We start from the raw sequence: 24554 nt of genomic DNA, 5'->3' as shown, positions 1-24554 counted from the left end.
TTAATGTTCTAAAATCACACATTTCCCCATGGCCACATCTTCTTCGATGCTTTTATACTTGACGTCTTTCTTGAGGTTTCCGTCTTTATATTGGACAGTGACTTTGTCATTTCGGCCATACGCTTTTTCTGATTTTCTTGGAGCCACTACTTGAGGGGCCGCGCTTCTGTTGGCCACTGCAGCAGCGGCTTGTCTGCTTGATCCTGGATTGAGCGAACTTCCGACCTCTGCCTTTGAAGCTTCAATCTTTGGCTCTACCGGTTTTTTGACTTGCGCGGGTGCTGCCTTTACTTGGTTGGGGTCTTGGGTTGGAAGCTCGGCTTTTGCCAAGAAAGAAATGACATCCTCATTCAACTTGCCCAAGAAACGCTTGAACATTTGGAAAGCCTCAAATTTATAGATCAAAAGTGGATCCTTCTGTTCATAAACCGCATTTTGGACAGACTGTTTCAAGTCATCCATATCTCTTAGGTGCTCTTTCCAGTTTTGGTCAATAATGGCTAGGGTTACATTTTTTTCTATCGCCCGAATCAGATCCCTTCCCTCGTTTTCAATGGTAGATCCCAAATTGATCACCACGCCGATTTGTTTGATCCCATCGGTGATAGGAACCATGATTTCCTTCACCGTTCCCCCTCTTTGGGTATGAACGTCTTTCAAGACAGGAAGCGCTTTTTCTAAGATCATCCCGTTTTTGGCCACATAATTTTTATAGGCGGCATTGAACAATTCTTGGGTCAAGGCACCCGCATCTTTCACCTTGATATCGGTTTCCGAGAATTTATAATCAATCCCGAGGGATGTGAATATATTCATTCTGAGATTGTCCATATCTGAAGTGGTTTTCGCCATATCCACGATGTCTGAGCAGACGTCGTACATAATGTTGAGGATATCCAGTTCCAGCCTTTCGCCCATGAGCGCATTTTTTCTTCTTCTGTAGACCACTTCCCTTTGGGAATTCATCACGTCATCGTATTCCAACAAACGCTTTCTTACCCCGAAGTTGTTTTCCTCTACTTTTCGCTGTGCCCGCTCTATGGATTTGGTGATCATGGAATGTTGGATGACTTCTCCTTCTTCCAGACCCATTCTGTCCATCAATTTGGCGATTCTTTCCGAACCGAAAAGGCGCATCAGGTTATCTTCCAAGGACACAAAAAATTGGGTGGAACCCACATCTCCCTGACGACCTGAACGTCCTCTTAGCTGACGATCCACCCTTCGGGATTCGTGTCTTTCCGTTCCGACGATGGCCAAACCACCGGCTTTTTTGGATTCCGGACTCAACTTGATATCCGTTCCCCTACCCGCCATGTTGGTGGCAATGGTCACTGTTCCCGATTTACCAGCTTCGGCCACGATATCGGCTTCGCGGGCATGTTGCTTGGCGTTCAATACCTGGTGCTGGATTTTTCTAATGGTGAGCATTCTGCTCAGTACTTCGGAAATCTCCACCGATGTGGTACCCACCAAAACGGGTCTTCCCGCTTCTGTCAATACTTTGATCTCATCCGCCACCGCATTGAATTTTTCCCGGACGGTTTTGAACACCATATCTTCCCGGTCTTCACGGATAATCGGTCTGTTTGTCGGAATCACCACTACATCCAATTTGTAGATTTCCCAGAACTCACCCGCTTCCGTTTCAGCCGTACCGGTCATACCGGCAAGCTTGTGGTACATTCTGAAATAATTCTGAAGGGTGATCGTGGCGTAAGTTTGTGTGGCATCTTCCACTTTCACGTTTTCCTTCGCTTCTATTGCTTGGTGAAGGCCATCTGAGTACCTTCTGCCTTCCATTACACGGCCTGTTTGCTCATCGACGATTTTCACTTTTCCATCTACAAGGATGTATTCGGTGTCTTTCTCAAACATACAATAAGCCTTCAGCAATTGGTTTACGGTATGGATTCTTTGGGCTTTTATGCTGTAATCCTTGATAAGCTCTTCTTTTCTGATCAGTTTTTCCCTATCGTCCAAATCTGGATTTTTTTCCATTTCGCCGATTTCCACACCGATATCCGGAAGGATGAAGAAGCTAGGGTTTTCATTTTTCTGGGTAATGACCTCTATACCGTTGTCGGTCAGTTCAACCGTATTGGTTTTTTCTTCAATAATAAACAAAAGCGGCTCATCGGCCTCTGGCATCATCCGCTTGTTGTCTTGAAGATAATGGTTTTCGGTCCTTTGCAAGATGACCCTTACTCCCGGCTCGGAAAGATATTTAATCAAAGGTTTGTATTTCGGCATTCCCCTGAAAGCCCTGAACAGCGGCAATCCGCCTTCTTTTTCATTCCCTTCGGAGATCAGTTTTTTGGCTGTGGTCAAATAGCCCTGAACCAACTTTCGCTGTTCGTCCACCAAAGTAGAGACCCTTGGTTTCATGTCCATAAACTCATGCTCGTCACCTCTCGGTACTGGGCCCGAAATGATCAATGGCGTTCTTGCATCATCAATCAACACGGAATCGACCTCATCAATCATGGCAAAATGGTGTTTCCCCTGCACCAAATCCCCGGCTTCACGGGCCATATTGTCCCTGAGGTAATCGAAACCAAACTCATTGTTGGTTCCATAGACGATGTCGGAGGCATAGGCCTTTTTCCTGGCATCGGAGTTGGGCTGATATTTGTCGATACAATCCACGGTCAGACCATGGAATTCAAAAATCGGGGCATTCCACTCGGAATCCCTTTTGGCGAGGTAATCATTGACCGTAACGATATGAACTCCTCGGCCTGCAAGCGCATTGAGGTATGCGGGTAGGGTCGAAACCAATGTTTTTCCTTCACCGGTTGCCATCTCGGCTATTTTGCCTTTGTGAAGGACCATTCCTCCGATCAGCTGAACGTCATAATGGACCATGTCCCAAATGACTTCCGTGCCAGCGGCAAGCCACTTGTTGTGCCAAATGGCTTCTTCACCCGATATTTCCACATTTGCCTTTTTGGCGGCAAGTTCATTGTCTCGAAGATTTGCGGTGACCACCAATTTCCCGTTTTCCTTGAACCTTCGGGCGGTTTCCTTCACCACAGCGAAGGCTTCGGGCAAGACTTTGTCCAAAACTACCTCCAATGCTGCATCCCTTTCCTTTTCGATTTTGTCGATTTCGTTGAAAAGTGCGTCTTTTTGATGCACTTTGTCGGGAGCAAATGCATTTATTTTATCCCTTATTTCGAGGATTTTATCATCGAAGGATTTTAGATCCCCATTGATGATTGCTTTGATTTCAGCGGTTTTTCCCCTCAATTGATCATCCGTCAAGCCTTTTAATTTTTCAAAGGCCTCATTGATGAGTGGTACTCTGGGGGACAACTCTTTTATATCTCTTGCCGACTTGGTTCCAAATACTTTTGCCAGTCCTTTGGCTATTAATTCTAACATATTTTAATCTTGTGTATATAAGGCCTTAAAATTACAGTCTTTTTGTTACAATTGATAATCCAACCGCATCGGATATGGGAGGAAAAGGATTGGAATTCTCACTTTCCTCCATCCACTGTCGGTGGTCAAATGGTTATTTCCCCTGAGAAAACCTGTTCCGCAGGACCGATCAACAGGATGTCTTTAAAACTCCCATCCGCGCTTTTGGTGAATTTTACTTTGAGGTTTCCCCCCAAGGTTTTGATTTTGACCAGATTCAGTGCGTTTTGATACCCAAATACCAACGCACATGCCGTGACGCCGGTTCCACAGGAAAGTGTCTCGTCTTCCACGCCCCTTTCGTAGGTCCGGACATGGATCTCATCCGATGCGATTGGACTTACAAAATTGACGTTGGTGCCTTTTGGGGCATAGGCTTGGCTGTATCTGATGAGGCCGCCCTGCTCGACTACCGGATAATCCAACACATTCTCCACATAGCGGATATGGTGCGGAGACCCTGTATTCACAAAATAATCCTGCCCCATATTGGCAAGACTGCTGACCGGGGACATTCCCAATTCCACCAGTCCATCGTTCAAGGTGGCTTGATGTGGACCATCGATGGCTAAAAAGCTCGTGTTTTTTTCAATTATTCCGAGGAATTTTGAAAAGGCAACCGCGCACCTTGCACCATTTCCACACATGCTCTTGGAACCATCAGCATTGAAATAGATCATCTCGAAGTCAAAATCCGCCTTATTTCTGATCAAAATAAGCCCGTCTGCCCCTATCCCAAACCTTCGGTCGCAAAGCTGCCCAACCAAGGAGAGATCCTGATCAGGAAAACTTTCCGAACGGTCATCGATCATGACAAAATCGTTGCCGGTTCCTTGGTATTTATAAAAAGAGATTTTCATCATGCGGTTTCCCATTTGTGGGACAAATTGATATTTCAAAAACCAAACCAGTAATTGTTTGGTTCTACAAACATAATCATCTTGTCACAAAATCAGACGTATTGTCCGCTACTTGATTTTATTTTCAGGACGAATTGTTTAACTTGATGCCAATTGTTTTCATAAAAAAATTGGAAAAAATTTAATTTCTAAAGGATCAAAATACAAAAAAATGAAAAAAACACCCTTTCACGTTTCCAGAAGATCATTTATATCGCAAAGTTCCAAGGCGACTTTGGCGTTGGGAATTGGCAGTACGATGGTAGGTTCTTCTTTTTTGGCCGCCTGTGGAAGTCCCGGCGAGAAGGAACAAAAAATCACATTGAGTACGGGGTTCGAACAAACTCCGCTTGGGTATGACTACACCTCCTTGGAGCCAAATATTGACGCCATGACCATGGAAATCCACTATACCAAACATGCTGCCGCTTATGCCAAAAACTTGGGAGAAGCTGTTTCGGAGGAAGGTGTGGATGCCTCAAAACCTTTGGAAGATGTTTTGATGAACATTTCAAAGTACTCAACCAAGATGCGCAACAATGGTGGTGGACATTATAATCACGAATTGTATTGGAAAATCATGAAGCCAAATGCAGGAGGAAAACCTGAAGGGGTTTTGGCAGAAGCCATCAACAGCAGCTTTGGCAGCTTCGAAGCTTTTGTGGAACAATTTGAAACCGCCGGCAAGACTAGGTTTGGTTCCGGTTGGGCATGGTTGGTACTGGACAAAAGCAATAAACTTGCAGTTGGCTCTACCCCTAACCAAGACAATCCCTTGATGGATGTTTCGGAATTTCAGGGAATCCCTTTGATGGGCATTGATGTATGGGAACATGCCTATTACCTCAACTACACAAGTGATCGTGCGGGCTACATCAGCAATTGGTGGAATGTCATCAATTGGGACTTGGTTTCCGAACGGTACGAGGCCTTGGTTTAAATTAAAAAAGATCAATTTTACATTGAATAGCGAGGTTTATCCCTCGCTATTTTTTTGCCAAAAAAAAATCGACTTTTCTTTTAGTTGCCCCGTCTTTCCTTTAAGTGGTAAAATAAACCCCTTTTCTGTCCTTTAAGCTATGGATTTAGGCACAAAACAAAGCTACTAATGGCATGGGCATTGCATAGAGGGCCTTTATAAAACCAACTATTCAAAAAAATCCAGATTATGAAAAACTATCAAAAACTGTTTACACTGCTTACCCTAGGAGCCTTGGCCATGTCTTGTTCTTCTGAGACCGACGAAAATGTAATCACTGAGCCACAGAGCCAAGTTACACTTAGCGCTTCAGCCCAGAGTATTTCATCTGCTTCGGATGCAAAAGGAAGGACAGTTGTCAATGGTTTCGCAACCACCGGATTCACGGTTGGATCCCAGAATGTAGAAATGATGTATGCAGCTCAAGCCGATTTGGTGGCAGGGGTAAATCTAGGTAACATCACTTTTAAGTCAAATGTGAATACCAAACTTCACGCCTCTACAGCGGAATCCAAATCTTTGGTTTTGGTTGCCCAAGGAGATAAAAAATACACTTTGGTAGGTGAAGGAAATACCTCAAAGGGAAATTATTCGGAGGTAAACTTTAAACTGTTCAAAAACACCGGGACGAACGAAAACGATCCGATGTTCAAGAAATCACTTTTGCTGACTGGTGAGGTGAACGGAAAATTAACCAGGATTTGGACGGAATCTGAAATGGAAATAAAGGCATTGACCGAAAGTGCTTTGGGCATCGAGGTAGATGGAAATACAGATTTGGTCATGATGTTTGACATGGACAAATTGTTTCAAGGAATCGACTTCAAGACTGCAGTAGATGCAGATGGTGATGGACGTATAGAAATCAGTCCTAACAGTCCTGACGGAAATGCTGCTATTTTGAGCAAAATCGAAAGCAATTTGAAGTCATCAGTGATTTTGAAAAAGAAATAAACCAACAGTTATTTAAGTATCGAAAAAAGCCGGAAAATTCCGGCTTTTTTCGTTTTTTTAGGGTTTAGAAACAGATTAAACAACAATAAAAATGCAAGATCCAACCACCTTGACTTCAGTAGCCGCTTTTCACACCACCTTTAAGCATCCTATTTTACCCGAACCGATGATTCCGAACGAAAAAAGATGCCAATTGAGGGTATCCTTGATCGCGGAAGAATTGAGGGAATTGCAGGAGGGTATCGAAAACAAGGATATTGTGGAAATCGCCGATGCATTGTGCGACATACAATATGTGTTGGCGGGGGCCATATTGGAATTTGGATTGGCCGACAGTTTCAAATCGCTATTTGACGAGGTTCAAAGGTCAAATATGAGCAAGGCCTGCGAAAATCTAGAGGAGGCTGAAGCGACAGTATCCCATTATCAAAATAAGGGAGTCGATTGTTTCCACGAAAAAGAAGGAAATTTATATTTGGTCTTCAGGACCGAAGACCGGAAAACATTGAAGTCAATCAATTATTCACCTGCGGATTTAAAGAGCATTCTTGAAAGAACCCCCTAAAAAATTGGTGCAAAGGAATGATGTTGGGTCTTAGTCGTCAAACCTTAAAACCTTTACATCCATTCAATAGTTATATTTGTTCGTTTTTATAATGGTATTTATAATTTTAATTTGGGATATTTAAGGTTGTAAATCATCCCAATACAGTCCGGGCAAATCCGTGCTGGTTTGGTAATCCCAAGTGGGGTTTAAATTATGATGGACCCCTGTTAAAGAAGCATTCATCAATAAAAATTAAGGGTGCATTAAATGAATATTCCGTATTTGAAAAAAAAATATTGAATTTATTTCGATTCAAAAGCGTTTCCCAAAAGACATCCAGTTTACACAAATTATATCCGCTTACCCCAATAACAAAATAAGTATCATGAGCCAACCCATTAAATTCATTGATTCAGGTAACTCGCTTTTCTTCGTAACAATAAAAAACAGGATTGATGAATACTTCACATCAAATCAAATTTCCAAGAAAGCAAACGGCGCTATGGTTTTCAAGACGGCCGTCTACATTGTCCTCTTTGTTGGATTTTATGCATTGATCATTTCAGATATTTTGCCGCTCTACCTGACATTTTTTGTTGCGATAGGACTAGGGTTCGTAATGGCATTTATTGGTTTTAACATCTGCCACGATGCATTACATGGATCGTATTCAGAAAAGGCATGGGTAAACAAATCCCTTGGTTTTCTCTTCAACTTCATTGGTGCCAATGTATATGTCTGGAACATCACCCACAACAAGGTGCACCATACCTACACCAATATCATCGGTCACGATGGAGATTTGGAAGTAGCTCCGGGTCTGGTCAGGGTTTCCCCAGAAGAAAAGAAAAAAAGCATTCATAATTATCAACATATCTATGCCTTTTTCCTCTATTCTTTGGCCTCAATTTCTTGGTTTTTCAGAAAGGACTATGTGAAATTCTTTCAAAAGAAAATTGGCGCCCATGTGAACAAGCATCCAAAAATTGAATACTTCAATCTTTTCTTTTACAAGGCATTTTATTACACCCTGTTCATTGTGATTCCCTTGGTATTTATGGACATCACGTGGTGGCAATACCTGATTGGCTATTTATCAATGAATTTTGCAATGGGACTGGTTTTAGGACTTGTTTTCCAACTGGCGCACTTGGTGGAAGATACCGATATGCCAAATCCTAAGGAGTTCGAAAACATTGAGGAAGCTTGGGCTGAACACCAAATCAAAACCACTGCAAACTTTGCAAGGAAAAGCAAAATTGCGACGTTCTTGTGTGGTGGGTTGAATTATCAGGTGGAGCATCATCTTTTTCCAAAGATCTGCCACATCCACTACCCTGCCATGTCTGAAATCGTCAAGAAAACCGCACATGAATTTCAACTTCCTTATCACGAAAACGAAACCTTTTATTCAGCGCTAAAATCCCATTACCATTTCCTAAAGCGATTGGGCCAAGCTGCCTAAAACGAATTTCAGTACTGGGCAGAAAGCGAACAATAATGTATTCCCATAAAAAAAGAACCTGGCATCAAATGTCAGGTTCTTTTTTTATGAGGCTGTCTTGATTGACTGTAGTCCATCCAAATCCAATCCAAAGAGCGGGAACCCGAAAAACCAAATTCAGGCTATTTCGTCCTTCCCTCCACTATTTTGTCGTACTCGGTATCATTGGGCTCCCAAAGTTCGATTTTGTTTCCTTCGGGATCCAGGAGATGCACAAATTTCCCATACTCAAACGCCTCGATTTCATCCAAGATCGTGACACCATCCTTTTTGAGTTCCTCCACCAAGCGTGTAATGTCTTCCACCCGGTAGTTGATCATGAATTCCTTTTGAGAAGGATGATAATGTTGGGAGTTTTCGGAGGAGGTGCTCCATTGGGTGAATCCTTTTTTTTCCGAGTGCTCAGCCTGCCTCCACTCGAAGTTGGTCCCATAGGCATCTGTTTGGAGGCCGAGATGATCGGCATACCATTCCTTCATTTTTTGGGGATCCTTACACTTGAAAAAGATTCCTCCTATACCGGTTACTTTTTTCATATTGTACAATCGATGGGGGTGAAATTACAAAAAAACGAAAGAATTTTGAGGAAAATGAATTTTTTTCGGGGAGAAATAGAGTGAAAAAATATGCTCCCTAAAATACAAAAAGCCTCGCAAAATGGCGAAGCTTTTTGTACCAGGAGCGGGAATCGAACCCGCACGAGATTTCTCTCACAAGATTTTAAGTCTTGCGTGTCTACCTATTCCACCATCCCGGCTTCACTGCGGATTTCTCCGAGCTACTTGGTTTTTGTTGTAAACAACAAAGCCCTCTTTCAAGGGCTTTTGGAGCGAAAGACGAGATTCGAACTCGCGACCCCGACCTTGGCAAGGTCGTGCTCTACCAGCTGAGCTACTTTCGCTTTTGTTTAAATTGCGAATCCAGATCGTTTTCTGAATCAATTATGAGTACAAAGGTAAAGCAGAATTCTAAATTTACAAGTTTGTGAACTTAAAAAAATTTAATTTTCGTTTCTTGATTTGCTCATAAATTGAACGTCAACCACTTAAAGGGTTCTTTGATCCATTAATTTTTTTATCATATCCCCTGTATTTTTGGCTTTCAGTTTTTTCATGATCTTTTTCCTATGGGTAAAAACGGTATTTACCGAAATAAAAAGCTTTTCCGCAATCTCTTTGGAATCCAAGCCCTCCAACATCAGGGATCCAATCTCCTTTTCTTTTTTGGTTAACGGAATCTCAACGCTCACCGGCTCGTTCTTGTAACAGGCGATTCTGGTGCCATCATGGGATGTATAGGAATAGCCCCAGTCGAATTCCTTGACAGCCGGTGGACTGGTAAGATGGGCTACAATATGCAAATCCATCACAACATTCCCATTATCGTCTATCCAATAAGGCTTCACTTTTGTCAAGAACCATTTGGCTATTTGTGTTTCTTTATGGAGCCACCGCACGACATAGGTAAACTCAAAGCCTTTTTTTTCTTCAAAATTCAATTTGGAAAGCACGCCAAAAATGATGTCCTGAAACTTATACAGTATTTCACGATCCTCTGGATGGATCATGTCCAAGACTCCTTCAAATCCCCTTTTTTTGAAATACGAACTCGGATACCCAATAATATCCCCAACATTGTCCGTACAAAAAGCGATGCTGAGGTCCCGATAATCAATGCAAGCAATGATCAACCCCTCCTTCATCCCGATATTATCACTGATAATTGCCAAATCCTCCATCAATTTGGATTCATTTTGCTGGTATGAACAAAAATCCTGTTCTGTCCATTGGATAAATTTTTCTGAAAACTTATTTTGGGTGCTTAACTTATTTATTAAAAATTGATCCATAAAAAACTTTTCCAAAAACGTAACCCCTCAATATACGATATAAAGTTTTATTTATGGAAAAAACCACCTACTTCTCTAATTTTTTCTTTATTTCATTTAGTTTTATGAGCGCCTCAATCGGAGAAATGGTATTGATGTCAATCTTTTCCAACATTTCTTTTGTTTCCTTGAATTTTGGGTCCATTTCAAACAGGCTCAATTGATAGGTGTTTTTTGGGATTTCCCTTATTTTCTCATTTTGGTTGTGAATCGCCTTGTCTTTTTCCAGGTGCAACATGATTTCCGACGCTCTTAAAACGACATGGTTAGGCATTCCGGCCATTTGGGCAACATGGATACCAAAACTGTGCTCGCTACCGCCTTCTTTGAGTTTTCGCATGAAGATCACTTTGTTCCCGACTTCCTTTACGGAAACGTTGTAATTTTTAACTTTTGGAAAATCATCAGCCAATTGGTTCAATTCATGGTAATGTGTGGCAAACAAAGTCTTCGCCCTAAACTTTGGGTGATTGTGCAGGAATTCTACAATGGACCATGCGATGGAAATGCCGTCGTAGGTAGACGTCCCCCTTCCGATTTCATCCATCAAAACAAGACTTCGGTCTGACAGGTTGTTGAGAATACTGGCTGTTTCGGTCATCTCTACCATAAACGTGGATTCTCCCCGGGAAAGGTTGTCAGAGGCCCCGACACGGGTAAATACCTTGTCGATAATGCCGATCCTGGCATAGGAAGCCGGGACAAAACTCCCCATCTGGGCCATCAGTACGATGAGGGCCGTCTGCCTGAGCAATGCGGACTTACCCGCCATGTTGGGTCCCGTGATGATGATGATTTGCTGGGCATCATTGTCCAGGTAAATGTCATTGGGCACATAGGGTTCTCCGATCGGTAGCTGTTTTTCAATGACAGGATGCCTGCCGTCTTTGATTTCGAGGGAATCGGTATCCGCGATTTTTGGCTTGCAATACTGATTGCTGCGGGCCACCCGGGCAAAGGAAAGGAGACAATCCACCGTGGCCAAAATCCTTGCATTCTGCTGGATTTGGGGGACATATTCAGAAGCATCCTGAATCAGGGCCATAAAATACCTTTGCTCGATGGCAATCATCCTTTCCTCCGCATTCAAGATCTTTTCCTCATACTCCTTAAGCTCAGGCGTAATGTATCTTTCTGCGTTGACCAAGGTTTGTTTCCTGATCCATTCCTCCGGAACCTTGTCTTTATGGGAGTTGGTCACCTCCAGGTAATATCCAAAAACCTTATTGAAGGCGATTTTTAGGGAAGTGATTCCGGTAGCCTGGATTTCTCTTTGTTGGAGTTTGAGCAAATAATCCTTTCCCGTATTGGCCAATCCACGGTATTCATCCAGCTCTGCATCCACGCCATCGTTGATGATGCCGCCTTGGTGGATCAGCATTGGGGCCTCCTCCTGCAGCTCCCTTTGGATTTTTTCAAGCAAAAATTCACTGGGATTGATCTGATCCGAAAGTTTTCGGAGTGAATTGTTTTTTCCGGTCTTGAGCAAGCTTTTGATCGGAAGGGTGTTTTTCAAAGCCCTTTTGAGCTGATTCATTTCCCGCGGGTTGATCCTGCCCACAGCGACCTTTGAGATAATCCGTTCCAAATCCCCAATGTGCTTCAGGTGGGCAAGAATTTCCTCTCCAGCTTCCGCTTCATTGTAAAAATGCTCCACTACCTTCAGCCGCTCTTCGATGGGCTCTTTTTCCTTGAGGGGGAGCACCATCCATTTTTTCATCATCCTGGAACCCATTGGCGTAATGCTGTGGTCCAGAATCTGGATCAGCGGAATACCGCCTTCTTGCTGGGGATAAACAAGCTCCAGGTTTCGGATCGTGAATTTGTCTAACCAAACATATTTCTCCTCTGCAATACGAGAAATGGATGCAATGTGCTTTACCTGCCGATGCTCCGTTTCTTCCAGATAAAAAAGGACCGCACCGGCAGCGACAATTCCATGTTCCAAGTTTTCGATACCGAAGCCTTTGAGGTTTTGGGTGGCGAAATGATTGATTAGTTTTTCGTAGGTATAATCAAACTGGAACACCCAATCTTCGCAATGAAAAGTGGAATAATTGTCTTTGAGCACCTCTGCCGCTCTGCTTCTTGCGGCTTTTGAATAGATGACTTCAGAAGGACTGAAACTTTGCAGCAATTTATCAATATAGGATTGGGAACCTTCGGCACACATGAACTCTCCCGTTGAAAGGTCCAAAAAAGCGATGCCAAGAATTTCATTGCCAAAATAAATGGATGCCAAGAAGTTGTTTTTTCTTTTGTCCAAGACATTGTCATTGAAGGACAGGCCCGGAGTGACCAGTTCAGTGACCCCTCTTTTGACAATCCCTTTTGCCTCCTTGGGATCCTCAAGTTGGTCACAGATGGCCACCCTGTGGCCGGCACGCACCAATTTGGGCAAGTAGGTGTCCAGGGAATGGTGTGGGAACCCAGCCAGCTCAATGTGCGAGGCAGAACCATTTGCTCTTTTGGTCAGAACAATGTCCAATACCTTGCTTGCCTTGATGGCGTCCTCCCCAAAAGTTTCATAGAAATCCCCAACCCTAAAAAGCAAAAGTGCCCCAGGGTGTTTTGATTTGATGGCATTGTATTGCTTCATCAATGGGGTTTCCTTCACTTCTTTATCCTTCTCCTTGGCCATATTCGCTCGAAATTAAATCTTTATGTTAATTTTGGATTTGATTTAACACCTGAAATTAAAAGATTAAAAAAGCTAAACAAAACCCAATGAAAAAATTAAGCATGGAGGAGCTCAACAGACTCTCGGTGGAAGAATTCAAGAAGATAGAAAAAAGCCCACTCGTGATTGTGTTGGACAATGTCCGAAGCTTGAACAATGTGGGTTCGGTTTTTAGGACTGCAGATGCTTTCTTGATCGAAAAAATCTATCTCTGCGGCATTACCGGAACACCCCCGAACCGGGAAATCCAAAAAACCGCCTTGGGCGCCACCGAATCCATGGAATGGACCTATGCGCCCACTACCCTGGAAGCACTCGAAACCCTGAAATCCTCCGGATATACCCTATGCGCCTTTGAGCAAGTAGAGCATAGTCTTTCCCTTGATGAATTTAAACCAGAAAAAGGGGAGAAATATGCACTCGTGTTTGGAAATGAGGTCTTCGGCGTGGAAGACGAAGTGATCCAGGCTTGCGACCACATCATCGAGATCCCACAATTGGGCACGAAGCATTCTCTTAATATTTCTGTCAGTTTGGGTATAGCTGTTTGGGATTTTGTCTCCAAAATGGGGGTTTTGAAGGGCAATTGAGGAATTTTCCTTTTTTCCCAAACAAAAAAAGCCAGACTTGATGGCCTGGCTTTTTATTTAATGAATATTTTTCACCACTTTAATCCTCCTTGAATTTGTCCACGACATAAAGAAACAAATTGAATGATAAAGTGGACATTCCTTCTTTCCTGTTCTCTTTTTCACCACCCTGCTTTAAGATTGGATTTTCCTTTCTTTGGGGAGCGGCATTTAAAACCTGAGGCTTATTTTTTGCAGGGCTTGGTCTGTAAAAATTATCTGATCTTTGGTCTACTGTACCGGATTCTGGACTTTCAAAACTCCCCGAGTGATCAATCGTTTTTGGCAACTCAGGTATATTTCTTTCTTGTTCAACTTGGGCGAATGCATTCATGGAAGCAACAATGCAAAAAACAACGGCAAGAAAAGTTCCTTTTTGGGCATTTAAAGAAATTTTGTTTGGTTTTGTCATTTTGGCTAATGGATTGAGTACTTTCAACACTGTGTTTAAGCAAGTTAAGATTCAAAAATACAAAAAATTACAACACTATGCAAACGATTGATATCACTGATTTTTATAAGATTGAGTTGAGAGTGGGGACGATCACCAAAGCAGAAGTCTTCGGGAAAACCAAAAAACCCGCCTATAAACTCTGGGTGGATTTGGGAGAATTTGGAATCAAAAAATCCTCCGCCCAGATTACCGACCATTATACAACAGATGAGTTGGTCGGCAAGCAGGTCGTCTGTGTTTGCAATTTCAAGCCGAGGCAAATTGCGGATTTCATGTCGGAGATATTGGTGACTGGATTTGATGATGGATCCGGTAAAATTGTCCTGGCCACCGTGGATATCCCAGTTCCCAACGGGGGAAAATTGCACTGAAAAATCAGATAAAAATCTGCAGCCCCTCCTCGCAAAGTAAATTTTTATAGACCTTGAGTTCTGCACAATTTCCGGATCGGACTTGTCCCGTATGGAGATCAAATCTGAAATGGTGCAAAGGACAAATCACCTCCGCCAAGCCAGTGACTTGGCCTTGATGAAGAGGTGTCTTCTGATGGGGACACAGCGTTTCGAAGGCGAAAAATTCATTTCCAAGTCTGGAAACACAGATTTTGACAGTGCCTAATTGGACTAGTTTAATCCCTCTATCCGGGATGAGTGCCATCACCTGTTCCCTACTTTGCCCCAGCGTAAATGTTTTCATAACAGAATTTAAAAATGTACTTTAGTAGACTCAACCAAATATAACCAGAACATGAAAAAAATGATGATACTTCCCCTTTTGTTTTTTGTGGCAACCCTGACCGCACAGCATCTGGAGGGATCATGGAAAATGACCCATCAAAATGGAAAGCCGGTAACCGATAGGGAAATCGTAAAAATTTACCAAGATGGTTATTTTTCATTCGGAGCAAAAGAGCTGGATGGGGATAAATTTATCAGTGCAGGCGGAGGAGAATACATCCTTAAGGACAATTACTACACGGAAAAATTCGATTTCAATACCGAAACACCCGAAATGGTGGGGCAAGTGGCTGATTATTCGCTTGACTTGGTAGATGGAAAGCTTGTGATTTCTGCTGAAATCGAGGGCAAATCCCGGGTGGAAATTTGGAAAAAAATCAGTGATCAAAAAAATGATCTCACCGGAAACTGGGTGATGACGGGAAGAAAAAGAGATGGAGAAATCAGCAGAAGCACACCTGGAGCACGAAGGACTATCAAAATCCTCAGTGGAGGGCATTTCCAATGGGTGGCATTCAATTCCGAAACCAAGGAGTTTATGGGGACTGGTGGCGGAAATTATACGGCAGAAAACGGCAAATATGTCGAAAACATCGCTTTTTTCTCAAGGGACGACAGTCGTGTTGGGGCCACCTTGGGTTTTGATTTTGAAGTGAACGAAGGTGAATGGCACCATAGTGGCGTGAGTTCCACCGGAAACCCCATTTATGAAATCTGGACCAGATACAGGGACGGTTATAAGAAACCAAAGCAATAACCTGAAGCAAAAAGCGCCATTCCCTCAAAACCTAAACCTTGGGGGAATGGCACCTTCAATCTTTTTTCAGCTTTTGTAATTCATTGAGGAATTCCAAAACTTCGTTTGATTCAGCTAAATAAAATAAAAAAGGGCCAAGTTATTTCTGGAGCAACTTCACTTCTTCATGGCGGAAACAATCCACAAAATGGTCATTGACCAAACCCGTGGCCTGCATGTGTGCATAAATAGTCGTGCTTCCCAAAAATTTGAAACCTCTTTTTTTTAGGTCCTTGGCCAAGCGGTCGGATTCGGGAATGGTGGCGACCACTTCTTGTAGTTTCGTCAACTTCCTTTGAATGGGTTGGCCATCAACAAAATCCCAAATATAATTGGAGAAGCTTCCAAATTCGGATTGGATTTCCATAAACCTTTTTGCATTGTTGATGGCAGCTTTGATTTTCAGGACATTTCGGATGATGCCGGGATTTTGCAGCAATTCCTGCACGTAACCGTCTGGAAATTCCGCAACAATTTTGTAATCAAAATCGGCAAAAGCATTTCTGTATCCCTCCCTTTTTTTGAGAATTGTCGCCCAGCTCAATCCTGCTTGGGCACTTTCCAGAATCAAGAATTCGAAATGGATGCTGTCCTCATAAACAGGTACGCCCCATTCTTCGTCATGGTATTGGATGTATTGCTCAAAGCCGAGACACCAGGGACACCTGTGCTTTTCCGGATCTTGTGGTCTGTTCATTTTGTTTGCATCAAAGGTTCAAATACCAAATACTCGCATTCAACAACATGGCAAAGCTTACCCAAAGGATATAAGGAATCATCAAATATGCTGCAATTCTATTGATCGGAAAGAAAAGCCTGATGCAGATCAGGATCAAAACCCAAAGCGGAATGATGATCACCAAACCCAGTATCGGGGATTCCAGCCCGAAGAACGCGGGAGACCAAATGGCATTCAAAACAAGCTGTGCGATAAAAACCACCAGAGCCTGTTTTTTAAAGGGGTGCTGCGATTTCCAAATCAGATAAACCGCAAGCCCCATCATCAGGTACAAAAGCGTCCACGCCGGTCCAAAAACCCATGAAGGCGGAGTGAAAAAAGGTTTTTCTATGCTTTGGTACCAGCTCCCAATAGAGGCAACCGTAACTAGCGCGCCCAATCCACCAAACAATTGTGGAACAACGATCGAAATCACCAATTTGAGTGTGTTGTTCATTTATTTTACGATCTCTAACAATGATCTAAAAACAACATATTTATCTTCGAATTTGGCTTTGAAATCTGACTGAAGCTTTGGGGCGTATGTCGAATTGTACTCACTTATTTTTTCCATGCTGTCGGTGAAGTATTGAATGGAATAGTTGACCGTGCCATCATCTGTCTCATGCAACAATTTGTAAAATTTATTTTCATGGAAAATACCCGTAGCCAAAACGTCCGGAATATGCACCTCCTTCATCCATAGGATCCATTCCTGCTCAACTTGCTTTTCAATGTTGACTGTTATATTGTATAATATCATTGTTATTGGGTTTTATCTTTATTTTTGTGGCCCGAAAGAATAACAAATATAGTTTTGTCGGGTTAAAAAAACGCCACGAACAATTAATTGCGATCACCCAAAGGATGAAATTAGAAAAATAATGGAGAGAATCACTGCGGAAGAAACAACCAAAAACCACCAATTGGACAGGATCAATATTTTCAAACTCATCATCCTTGTCTTTCACATCGTGGGGATTGTCGGGATGTCGATTCCTTCCATCAGGCCTTATTTCCAGCTGCTAACCCCATTTCACCTTTTGCTGTGTACGGGTTTATTGCTGGTATTCCACAAAGGATGGAATGTAAATTTCCTGATTTTTTCCCTCTTGGCTTTTGGAATAGGTTTCGGGGCCGAAGTCATTGGCGTCCATACACAATTGCTTTTTGGGGGTTATTCCTATGGTTCGGTTTTGGGAGTTAAGGTTTTTGAGGTCCCTCTGATGATTGGGGTAAATTGGTTTCTCCTTGTATACCTGAGCGCTGAGATTTTTGAGGGAAGAATCCGCAACTGGTTGGTAGCCGCCATTCTGGGAGCATTGGTCATGGTAATCATGGACTTTCTGATTGAGCCAGTCGCAGTGTCCCTGGATTTTTGGGCCTGGGAAGGCGGCCAAATCCCTTTGTCCAATTATACCAGTTGGTTTATAGTGGCTCTTGTCATTCAATTGATCTATGGAAAACTTGAGTTTAGGAAAAAAAACCCCCTAGCTTTGTTTTTGTTGCTCAATCTGATTGTCTTTTTTGGGATCCTGAATGTCGTACTCAGTTGAGGTAGAAAAAATCCTTTAAACATTGTAATTACTAAAGTGTTATGAATTTTATGAACGCGATCATATTTGTTCTTCTTGGTTTTGCAGCCATGGAATTTTCCGGATGGTTCATTCACAAATACATCATGCATGGGCCTTTGTGGAATGTTCACAAAACCCACCATCAAGCATCCAAATCCTTCTTTGAATTGAATGATTTATTTTCCCTCTTGTTTGGCAGCATCGCCATCGCCTTGATCATTATCGGAGCGGAGGGCTTGGATTTCAGGTTTTGGATCGGAGTGGGGATCAGTCTCTATGGAATCAGCTACTTCTTTCTCCACGACATCCTGATCCACCGAAGGTTGAAATGGCTCAATAAGCCAAAGAACAAATTCATTAAGGGCATATTTAAAGCCCATCAAGCGCATCATGCTACCAACAAAAAGAACGATGCTGTTTCTTTTGGTTTGTTCATCGTTCCTAAAAAATACTTTAAAAATTAAATGACGTGAGCACTTATTCAATAAAAGATCTGGAACAGTTGTCAGGCATCAAAGCCCATACCCTCAGAATTTGGGAACAAAGACACAATCTGCTCAGCCCAAAGCGGACAGAAACGAACATTAGGTACTATGATGATGATGATCTGAAATTGATACTCAATGTTGCCCTTCTCAATGACAATGGTTTCAAGATCAGTAAGATTGCCGTGATGTCAGAGGCCGAAATCAGGCAAAATGTCATTCAACTCACCGAGCGCTCACTGACCCATGATGATCAGATACATGCCTTGACCATCTGCATGATTGAGATGGATGAGGAGCGATTTGACAAAGTTCTTTCCACCAACATCATTAAAATTGGCTTTGAGCAGACGATGCTCAATATCATCTATCCCTTTATGTCCAAGATTGGGGTACTGTGGCAAACCGGCGCGATCAACCCTGCCCAAGAGCACTTTATCAGCAATCTCATCAGACAAAAACTGATTGTGGCCATCGATGGCCAAATCTATAAAAGTGGGGGCAAAAAATTTCTGCTTTTTCTCCCGGAGGCCGAGCTGCACGAAATCTCTCTTTTATTTGCCGCGTATCTAATCAAGCTGAGGGGCCACAAAGTCATCTATCTTGGGCAAAACACGCCCAATGAAGATCTGTTGACCGTATACCGATTGCACCAACCGGATTATCTAATGACGGTGATCACGACATCCCCCAGTTCGGAAAATATCCAGGAATACATCGATTTGCTTTCGGAAAGGTTCAGTCAATCCAAAATCCTTTTGACGGGATACCAAGTGGTCGGCCAAGACTTGAAATTCCCAAAAAATGTCAAGGTCATGAACTATATCCGAAGCATTTTGGAATACCTGGCTGAGATAGAAGAGGTGAAGCAAGAGAAATAGTTTACAAAAACACATTTTTGTTAAACAAGGTGAAAATTTATTTTTCACTTTTTTTATGTCTTTTTTTATTGAATAGTGCCTTTTCTGGTTTAAAACGGATCCTAAAATTTTGGGTGTCTATATTTTGTTTAAGAAACATAAAAAAATATTAGACAAAACTATTGCACTTTGTTTAATATGTTCTATATTTGTTTCAACAAAAACACAAAGCCATGACTACTTTAGAATTTAGCTACTCATTGAATAAACTCTCTAGTTCATTAAAGCCTTTTGCGTTGAAATTGACTAGAGACATGGATGATGCCAATGATCTCTTACAGGATACGATGGTAAAAGCCTTCACAAACAAAGACAAGTTTGCGGACGGTACGAACCTAAAGGCATGGTTATATACGATCATGAAAAATACTTTCATCACCAACTATCAGCGTATGGTTAGAAGAGGTACTTTTGTGGACACCACGGACAATCTTCATTACATCAATTCCGGTGGAGCTTTGGTTGAAAACGACGCCTACGGAGATTTTACGATGGACGATATCACCAATGCGATCGACCAATTGGATGATGTGTATAAGACTCCGTTTATGATGCATTACAGAGGTTTTAAATACCATGAAATTGCTGACAAATTGGACATTCCAATTGGAACTGTAAAAAATAGAATTCATATTGCCCGTAAGATTTTGAAAGACCAACTTCACGTTTACAAACATAAAAACTAAATTCATGTTGAATAAAAGGGTGGTCGTCATTGGTGCTGGATTTGCAGGTTTATCGGCCGCAACACACCTTGCTGACCAAGGATATCAGGTCACACTTTTGGAAAAAAATGACACCCCCGGTGGACGAGCAAGAAAGTTCGAAACCGAGGGTTTCGTTTTTGATATGGGGCCGAGTTGGTATTGGATGCCAGATGTTTTCGATACTTACTTTGCACATTTTGGCAAGAAGACTGCTGATTATTACAACCTCGTGCGCCTTGATCCTTCCTATGCAGTGATTTTTGGACAAGACGATTTTGTGAACATACCAGCCAACCCCACGGAATTTAGAAATCTGATGGAAAAAATGGAGCCTGGTGTAGGACCGAAACTTGACGAATTTCTAAAACAAGGAGCTTATAAATACAAGGTGGGTATCCAAAACTTGGTATACAGGCCCAGCAGGTCCATTCTGGAGTTTGTTAGTCCCCGTCTGCTTCTGGACATGGTCCACTTGAATATCTTCCAATCCATGTCCAAACATGTCCGTGAATTTTTCAAGGCAGAAAAAATACTTCGGTTGATGGAATTTCCCGTTCTCTTTTTGGGAGAAACCGCTGAAAACATCCCTGCATTGTACAGCCTGATGAATTATGCGGACATTTCTCTGGGAACATGGTATCCCATGGGAGGAATGCACAAAATCATCGAAGGAATGGTCACTTTAGCGGAAGAAAAAGGAGTCCAAATCAGATACGATTGTGCCGTTTCTAAAATCAACGTGACCAATGGAAAAGCGGAAAGCTTGACGCTTTCTTCGGGTGAAAAAATAGAAGCAGACATCATTATTGCAGGAGCTGATTACCACCACGTGGACACGATGCTTTTGGCTCCTGAATTGAGAAATTACAGTCCTAAATATTGGGACAGTAGAGTGATGGCGCCTTCCAGTCTTTTGTTTTACCTCGGAATAGATAAAAAACTGGAAAATCTCCTTCACCACAATTTATTTTTCGATGAGCCGCTTGGACCCCACGCAGACGCGATTTATAAAAATCCAAGGTGGCCCGAAAAACCTTTGTTCTATGTTTCGGCCCCTTCGGTTACAGACCCTTCGGTAGCGCCGGATGGAAAGGAAAACCTTTTTCTTTTGATTCCTTTGGCACCCGACCTAGTGGATACGGAGGAATTAAGAGAAAAATACTTCAACATGATTATGGATCGATTGGAAAAACTTACCGGTCAGGAAATCAGAAGCCATATCATTTACAAACGCTCCTACGCACTATCCGATTTTAAGGCAGATTACAATGCCTTCAAGGGAAATGCCTATGGTCTGGCCAATACTTTGTGGCAAACTGCTTTTTTGAAGCCCTCTCTTAAAAACAAAAAAGTCAAAAATTTGTATTATACAGGTCAGCTTACCGTTCCCGGCCCAGGAGTTCCTCCTTCCTTGATTTCGGGACACGTAGTGGCCAAAGAGGTAATAAAAGAATATAGTTTACAAAAATAAAGGTATATTATTAGCATGGATGCCAAGGCACTATTTGATCAGACGACATTCGAATGCAGTAAACTGATTACCCAACGCTACAGCACAAGCTTCACTTTGGGAATCAAAACCCTGGACAAGAAATTCCATATGCCCATATATGCGGTGTATGGGTTTGTCAGGTACGCTGATGAAATCGTGGATACATTCCATGAACACGATAAAAAATCCCTTTTGGAAGCATTTAAGAAAGATACTTTTCAATCCATCGAACAAAAAATCAGCCTTAATCCCATCCTGCATGCATTTCAACTCATCGTCAACCAATACAAAATAGGAAATGACCTGATCGAGGCTTTTTTAAAAAGTATGGAAATGGATTTGGATTTTAAGACGTACAACGATTCCAGGTACCATGAATATATATATGGGTCTGCGGAAGTAGTGGGTTTGATGTGTCTCAAGATTTTCTGCGAAGGAGACCAAAACCAATACGAGAAGTTGAGGGAATCCGCTTGTAAACTCGGAGCCGCCTTCCAAAAGGTGAATTTCCTGAGAGACATCAAAAGTGATTACGAGGAACGCGGAAGAGTATATTTCCCTGGAGTGGATTTCAAAAGTTTTGACAAATCCGTCAAATCTCTTATCGAAGAGGATATCCAAAAGGATTTTGACGAGGCATTGGAGGGAATAAAACGTCTCCCCAATGGCGCCAAAATGGGTGTTAAAGTAGCTTATCTATATTATTTGAAACTTTTTGACAAAATAAAGGGCCTTTCTCCCGAGACCATCTGCAATGAAAGAATCCGGATCCCAAATGCTCGGAAATTTTCACTTTTGCTGTTCACTTACTTTGGGATGAAACTTGGACTTGATTAAATCATGGATAAATATCTTTATTTAACACTGATCCTGTTTACGATCTCCTTTCCCCTTATCCGATCCTTTGAACCCAAAATACAGTATGCCAAAAAATGGTATGCACTGTTCCCTGCGATCATCATCACGGGGACACTCTTCGTGATTTGGGACCATTGGTTTACCGTGATGGGTGTTTGGGAATTCAATCCCCGCTATAACATGGGCATCTATATTTTGGATCTTCCGATCGAAGAATGGATGTTTTTTATCGTGGTCCCTTTCTCCTGCGTTTTTATTTATGAGGTGTTGAATTACTTCGTAGAGAAGGACATTTTAGGGAAAATAGCAAAACCCTTGACCGTTATTCTTGTCCTTTGCTTTGTTGGAATAGGTTTAATGAACCTTGACAGAATGTACACTTCAGTCAATTTCCCGATAGCAGCGGCGGTACTGATCATTCATTTCATGCTTTTCGGGGTGAAATATCTTGGGAGATTCTACTTGACATATTTGGTCCATCTCATTCCTTTCGCCATCATGAATGGAATATTGACGGGTTCGTTTATCGAAGAGCCAGTAGTGCTCTACAACAATTTAGAAAACCTTTCCATTCGATTTTTTACCATTCCTGTGGAGGATTTCGTATATTCCATGACACTTTTACTCATCAATATTTCCATCTATGAGGCCATAAAGAATCGAAAACATTTTAAGCTTGCAAAAGTTAATACGCTATGATGAATCTCCAAGTCCATATAGATCAAAGTTCCGGATTCTGCTTCGGCGTAGTCTATGCCATAGAAATGGCGGAGGAAATACTGGATGAAAACGGTTACCTCTATTGCCTTGGAGACATTGTACACAATGATGAAGAAGTCAATCGGCTGACTAAGAAAGGACTCAAAATCATCAATTACGATGAACTGAAAACCTTAAAAAACGAAAGGGTTTTGATCCGTGCCCATGGCGAACCGCCTTCCACATACGAGTTGGCCATCGCCAATAACCTTACGCTCATAGACGCAAGTTGTCCGGTTGTATTGAAGCTGCAGAACAGGATCAAGAATTCATTTGACAAGAAAGAAACCATCTACATATACGGAAAACACGGACATGCAGAGGTAATCGGCCTTTTGGGTCAGACCAACAACAAAGCGATTGTCTTCCAAGACATCTCCGAGCTGGATCTTCCCAGTCTGCCAAGAAATATCACGCTGTACAGCCAGACCACTAAAAGCACGGACAAGTTTTACGAGATCAATAAGATTCTGTTTGAAAATGGGATAACGGTCAATACCAACGACACCATTTGCCGGCAAGTGTCGAACAGGGACAAGGAACTCAGGGATTTTGCTGACAAATATGACCACATTGTTTTCGTAAGTGGAACAAAATCTTCGAACGGAAAAGTCTTGTTCAACGTATGCAAAGAAAGAAACCAAAACACTTATTTTGTGTCCAATTCGGAACAGGTGGATAAGGAATGGTTTTTGGAAGGCCAAACCATCGGGATATGCGGCGCTACATCCACGCCAATGTGGTTGATGGAAGAGGTGAAGCGAAGAATCCTCGCTTTTTAGGATTCCATTGGATCTTGAATTAATTTTGCTCCGTGTCCAAATCGATTCCGCAATCTTACTCTTTAGGCAATAAAGGCGTCATCATCGCATTGACGGTCATTGTGCTTTGGTTTACCTCCCTAATTTTTTTGCTAAATACCGAAATGAGTTGGTCCAATCCACTGACTTATTTGGGAATATTGGTGCAAATGCACCTATACACTGGGCTTTTTATCACCGCCCATGATGCCATGCACGGAATCGTCTCACCAAATAAAAAAGTGAATCATGCAATAGGATGGATTTCAGCTATCCTTTTTTCATACAACTTCTATTGGAAGTTATTTCCAAAACACCACGAACACCACCGATTCGTGGCCACAGACAAGGACCCTGACTATCACGCGTCGGGAAACTTTTTTCGCTGGTATTTGAGTTTTCTCCTCCAGTATGTCACTATCTGGCAAATCCTCTTGATGGCCGGTACTTTCAACATCCTCAAGCTTTTTTTGCCAACGGAAAACCTGATTGCATTTTGGATGATCCCTGCAATTTTATCCACGCTGCAGTTGTTTTATTTCGGTACTTTCCTTCCACACATGGGAAATGCGCACAACAGACACCATTCTTATAGCCAATCGAAGAATCACCTATGGGCATTTTTTTCCTGTTATTTCTTCGGCTATCATTACGAACACCACGATTCCCCGGGGACCCCTTGGTGGAACCTCTGGAAGGTAAAGGAGGAATACACAAAATCCGGGAAGCCAAGTAATGATTGAAG

General features: G+C 42.3%; 26 protein-coding genes and 2 tRNA genes. 16 read left to right on the top strand and 12 right to left on the bottom strand.

The genetic code is table 11. From position 1 onward, the window contains the following. Both secA and dapF read right to left on the bottom strand, forming a co-directional pair. A complete protein-coding gene (gene secA / locus F824_RS0101475) occupies positions 1 to 3387 on the bottom strand; it encodes a preprotein translocase subunit SecA (RefSeq protein ID WP_019596068.1) in 3387 nt (1128 codons plus the stop codon). 125 nt (positions 3388 to 3512) lie between these two features. Continuing rightward, positions 3513 to 4286 (bottom strand): diaminopimelate epimerase, encoded by a 774-nt coding sequence (gene dapF / locus F824_RS0101470; protein WP_026333429.1) that lies wholly within the window; start codon positions 4284 to 4286, stop codon positions 3513 to 3515. A gap of 211 nt (positions 4287 to 4497) precedes the next feature. Between dapF and F824_RS0101465 the strand changes: the two genes are divergently transcribed. The 4 genes from F824_RS0101465 to F824_RS0101450 all read left to right on the top strand — a co-directional run bounded on the left by F824_RS0101465 (position 4498) and on the right by F824_RS0101450 (position 8270). After that, entirely contained in the window at positions 4498 to 5265 is a 768-nt protein-coding gene (locus F824_RS0101465) for a superoxide dismutase (RefSeq protein ID WP_019596066.1), read from the top strand. A gap of 228 nt (positions 5266 to 5493) precedes the next feature. After that, positions 5494 to 6258, top strand: coding sequence for a hypothetical protein (locus tag F824_RS0101460; RefSeq protein WP_019596065.1), 765 nt, complete (start codon positions 5494 to 5496; stop codon positions 6256 to 6258). Positions 6259 to 6349: 91 nt separating this feature from the next. Further along, on the top strand, positions 6350 to 6823 hold the full coding sequence (locus F824_RS0101455; protein WP_019596064.1) for a pyrophosphohydrolase domain-containing protein: 474 nt from the start codon (positions 6350 to 6352) through the stop codon (positions 6821 to 6823). A 367-nt stretch (positions 6824 to 7190) separates the two neighbouring features. Further along, positions 7191 to 8270: a fatty acid desaturase family protein gene (locus F824_RS0101450; RefSeq protein ID WP_019596063.1), complete on the top strand. Its 1080-nt coding sequence runs from the start codon at positions 7191 to 7193 to the stop codon at positions 8268 to 8270. Between the two features lie 161 nt (positions 8271 to 8431). Here F824_RS0101450 and F824_RS0101445 read toward each other — a convergent pair whose 3' ends face one another. The 5 genes from F824_RS0101445 to mutS all read right to left on the bottom strand — a co-directional run bounded on the left by F824_RS0101445 (position 8432) and on the right by mutS (position 12838). Continuing rightward, entirely contained in the window at positions 8432 to 8845 is a 414-nt protein-coding gene (locus F824_RS0101445) for a VOC family protein (RefSeq protein WP_026333428.1), read from the bottom strand. A gap of 137 nt (positions 8846 to 8982) precedes the next feature. Beyond that, a tRNA-Leu gene (locus F824_RS0101440) sits at positions 8983 to 9066 on the bottom strand. A gap of 68 nt (positions 9067 to 9134) precedes the next feature. After that, positions 9135 to 9210 (bottom strand) — tRNA-Gly (locus tag F824_RS0101435). A 144-nt stretch (positions 9211 to 9354) separates the two neighbouring features. Next, positions 9355 to 10158 carry a LuxR C-terminal-related transcriptional regulator gene (locus tag F824_RS0101430; RefSeq protein WP_019596060.1) on the bottom strand — a complete coding sequence of 268 codons (804 nt, stop codon included), beginning with the start codon at positions 10156 to 10158 and terminating at the stop codon, positions 9355 to 9357. A 67-nt stretch (positions 10159 to 10225) separates the two neighbouring features. Continuing rightward, positions 10226 to 12838: a DNA mismatch repair protein MutS gene (mutS, locus tag F824_RS0101425; protein WP_019596059.1), complete on the bottom strand. Its 2613-nt coding sequence runs from the start codon at positions 12836 to 12838 to the stop codon at positions 10226 to 10228. A gap of 86 nt (positions 12839 to 12924) precedes the next feature. Between mutS and F824_RS0101420 the strand changes: the two genes are divergently transcribed. Then, positions 12925 to 13467: an RNA methyltransferase gene (locus F824_RS0101420; protein ID WP_019596058.1), complete on the top strand. Its 543-nt coding sequence runs from the start codon at positions 12925 to 12927 to the stop codon at positions 13465 to 13467. A 79-nt stretch (positions 13468 to 13546) separates the two neighbouring features. Here the strand turns inward: F824_RS0101420 and F824_RS25430 are convergent, their stop codons facing one another. Continuing rightward, positions 13547 to 13918, bottom strand: a complete 372-nt coding sequence (locus F824_RS25430; protein ID WP_081624966.1) for a hypothetical protein — start codon at positions 13916 to 13918, stop codon at positions 13547 to 13549. 77 nt (positions 13919 to 13995) lie between these two features. On the opposite strand from F824_RS25430, the gene F824_RS0101410 reads away from it, so the two are divergent. Continuing rightward, positions 13996 to 14331, top strand: a complete 336-nt coding sequence (locus F824_RS0101410) for a tRNA-binding protein (protein WP_019596056.1) — start codon at positions 13996 to 13998, stop codon at positions 14329 to 14331. Positions 14332 to 14335: 4 nt separating this feature from the next. Here F824_RS0101410 and F824_RS0101405 read toward each other — a convergent pair whose 3' ends face one another. Continuing rightward, a complete protein-coding gene (locus tag F824_RS0101405) occupies positions 14336 to 14656 on the bottom strand; it encodes a Rieske (2Fe-2S) protein (protein WP_019596055.1) in 321 nt (106 codons plus the stop codon). Between the two features lie 51 nt (positions 14657 to 14707). Between F824_RS0101405 and F824_RS0101400 the strand changes: the two genes are divergently transcribed. Beyond that, positions 14708 to 15454, top strand: a complete 747-nt coding sequence (locus tag F824_RS0101400) for a hypothetical protein (RefSeq protein WP_019596054.1) — start codon at positions 14708 to 14710, stop codon at positions 15452 to 15454. A gap of 139 nt (positions 15455 to 15593) precedes the next feature. Here the strand turns inward: F824_RS0101400 and F824_RS0101395 are convergent, their stop codons facing one another. From F824_RS0101395 to F824_RS0101385, 3 genes are read right to left on the bottom strand one after another with little or no spacing between them, the layout of a single operon-like run. Next, positions 15594 to 16190 carry a DNA-3-methyladenine glycosylase I gene (locus F824_RS0101395; RefSeq protein ID WP_019596053.1) on the bottom strand — a complete coding sequence of 199 codons (597 nt, stop codon included), beginning with the start codon at positions 16188 to 16190 and terminating at the stop codon, positions 15594 to 15596. Positions 16191 to 16200: 10 nt separating this feature from the next. Further along, positions 16201 to 16668: a TspO/MBR family protein gene (locus F824_RS0101390; protein ID WP_019596052.1), complete on the bottom strand. Its 468-nt coding sequence runs from the start codon at positions 16666 to 16668 to the stop codon at positions 16201 to 16203. Next, a complete protein-coding gene (locus tag F824_RS0101385) occupies positions 16669 to 16974 on the bottom strand; it encodes a DUF4286 family protein (RefSeq protein WP_019596051.1) in 306 nt (101 codons plus the stop codon). A 121-nt stretch (positions 16975 to 17095) separates the two neighbouring features. Here F824_RS0101385 and F824_RS0101380 point away from each other — a divergent pair, with 121 nt between their 5' ends. The 9 genes from F824_RS0101380 (at position 17096) to F824_RS0101335 (ending at position 24552) form a co-directional block, all read left to right on the top strand. Further along, entirely contained in the window at positions 17096 to 17767 is a 672-nt protein-coding gene (locus tag F824_RS0101380) for a carotenoid biosynthesis protein (protein ID WP_019596050.1), read from the top strand. Between the two features lie 41 nt (positions 17768 to 17808). Next, positions 17809 to 18252, top strand: a complete 444-nt coding sequence (locus F824_RS0101375; protein ID WP_019596049.1) for a sterol desaturase family protein — start codon at positions 17809 to 17811, stop codon at positions 18250 to 18252. Between the two features lie 5 nt (positions 18253 to 18257). Then, on the top strand, positions 18258 to 19154 hold the full coding sequence (locus F824_RS0101370) for a MerR family transcriptional regulator (protein WP_019596048.1): 897 nt from the start codon (positions 18258 to 18260) through the stop codon (positions 19152 to 19154). Between the two features lie 212 nt (positions 19155 to 19366). After that, positions 19367 to 19879 (top strand): RNA polymerase sigma factor, encoded by a 513-nt coding sequence (locus F824_RS0101360; RefSeq protein WP_026333427.1) that lies wholly within the window; start codon positions 19367 to 19369, stop codon positions 19877 to 19879. A gap of 4 nt (positions 19880 to 19883) precedes the next feature. Continuing rightward, entirely contained in the window at positions 19884 to 21371 is a 1488-nt protein-coding gene (locus F824_RS0101355; RefSeq protein ID WP_019596045.1) for a phytoene desaturase family protein, read from the top strand. A gap of 15 nt (positions 21372 to 21386) precedes the next feature. Next, entirely contained in the window at positions 21387 to 22229 is an 843-nt protein-coding gene (locus tag F824_RS0101350) for a phytoene/squalene synthase family protein (protein ID WP_019596044.1), read from the top strand. Between the two features lie 3 nt (positions 22230 to 22232). After that, positions 22233 to 22949 (top strand): lycopene cyclase domain-containing protein, encoded by a 717-nt coding sequence (locus tag F824_RS0101345; protein ID WP_019596043.1) that lies wholly within the window; start codon positions 22233 to 22235, stop codon positions 22947 to 22949. After that, positions 22946 to 23791, top strand: a complete 846-nt coding sequence (locus tag F824_RS0101340; protein WP_019596042.1) for a 4-hydroxy-3-methylbut-2-enyl diphosphate reductase — start codon at positions 22946 to 22948, stop codon at positions 23789 to 23791. The genes F824_RS0101345 and F824_RS0101340 overlap by 4 nt, the downstream gene beginning before the upstream one ends. A gap of 32 nt (positions 23792 to 23823) precedes the next feature. Beyond that, positions 23824 to 24552: a fatty acid desaturase gene (locus tag F824_RS0101335; protein ID WP_019596041.1), complete on the top strand. Its 729-nt coding sequence runs from the start codon at positions 23824 to 23826 to the stop codon at positions 24550 to 24552. Positions 24553 to 24554: the final 2 nt, after the last annotated feature.

The sequence above is a fragment of the Rhodonellum psychrophilum GCM71 = DSM 17998 genome (assembly GCF_000381545.1).
In the GTDB taxonomy this organism is placed as follows: Bacteria; Bacteroidota; Bacteroidia; order Cytophagales; family Cyclobacteriaceae; genus Rhodonellum; species Rhodonellum psychrophilum.
This window is presented reverse-complemented; position numbering and strand designations above follow the sequence as displayed.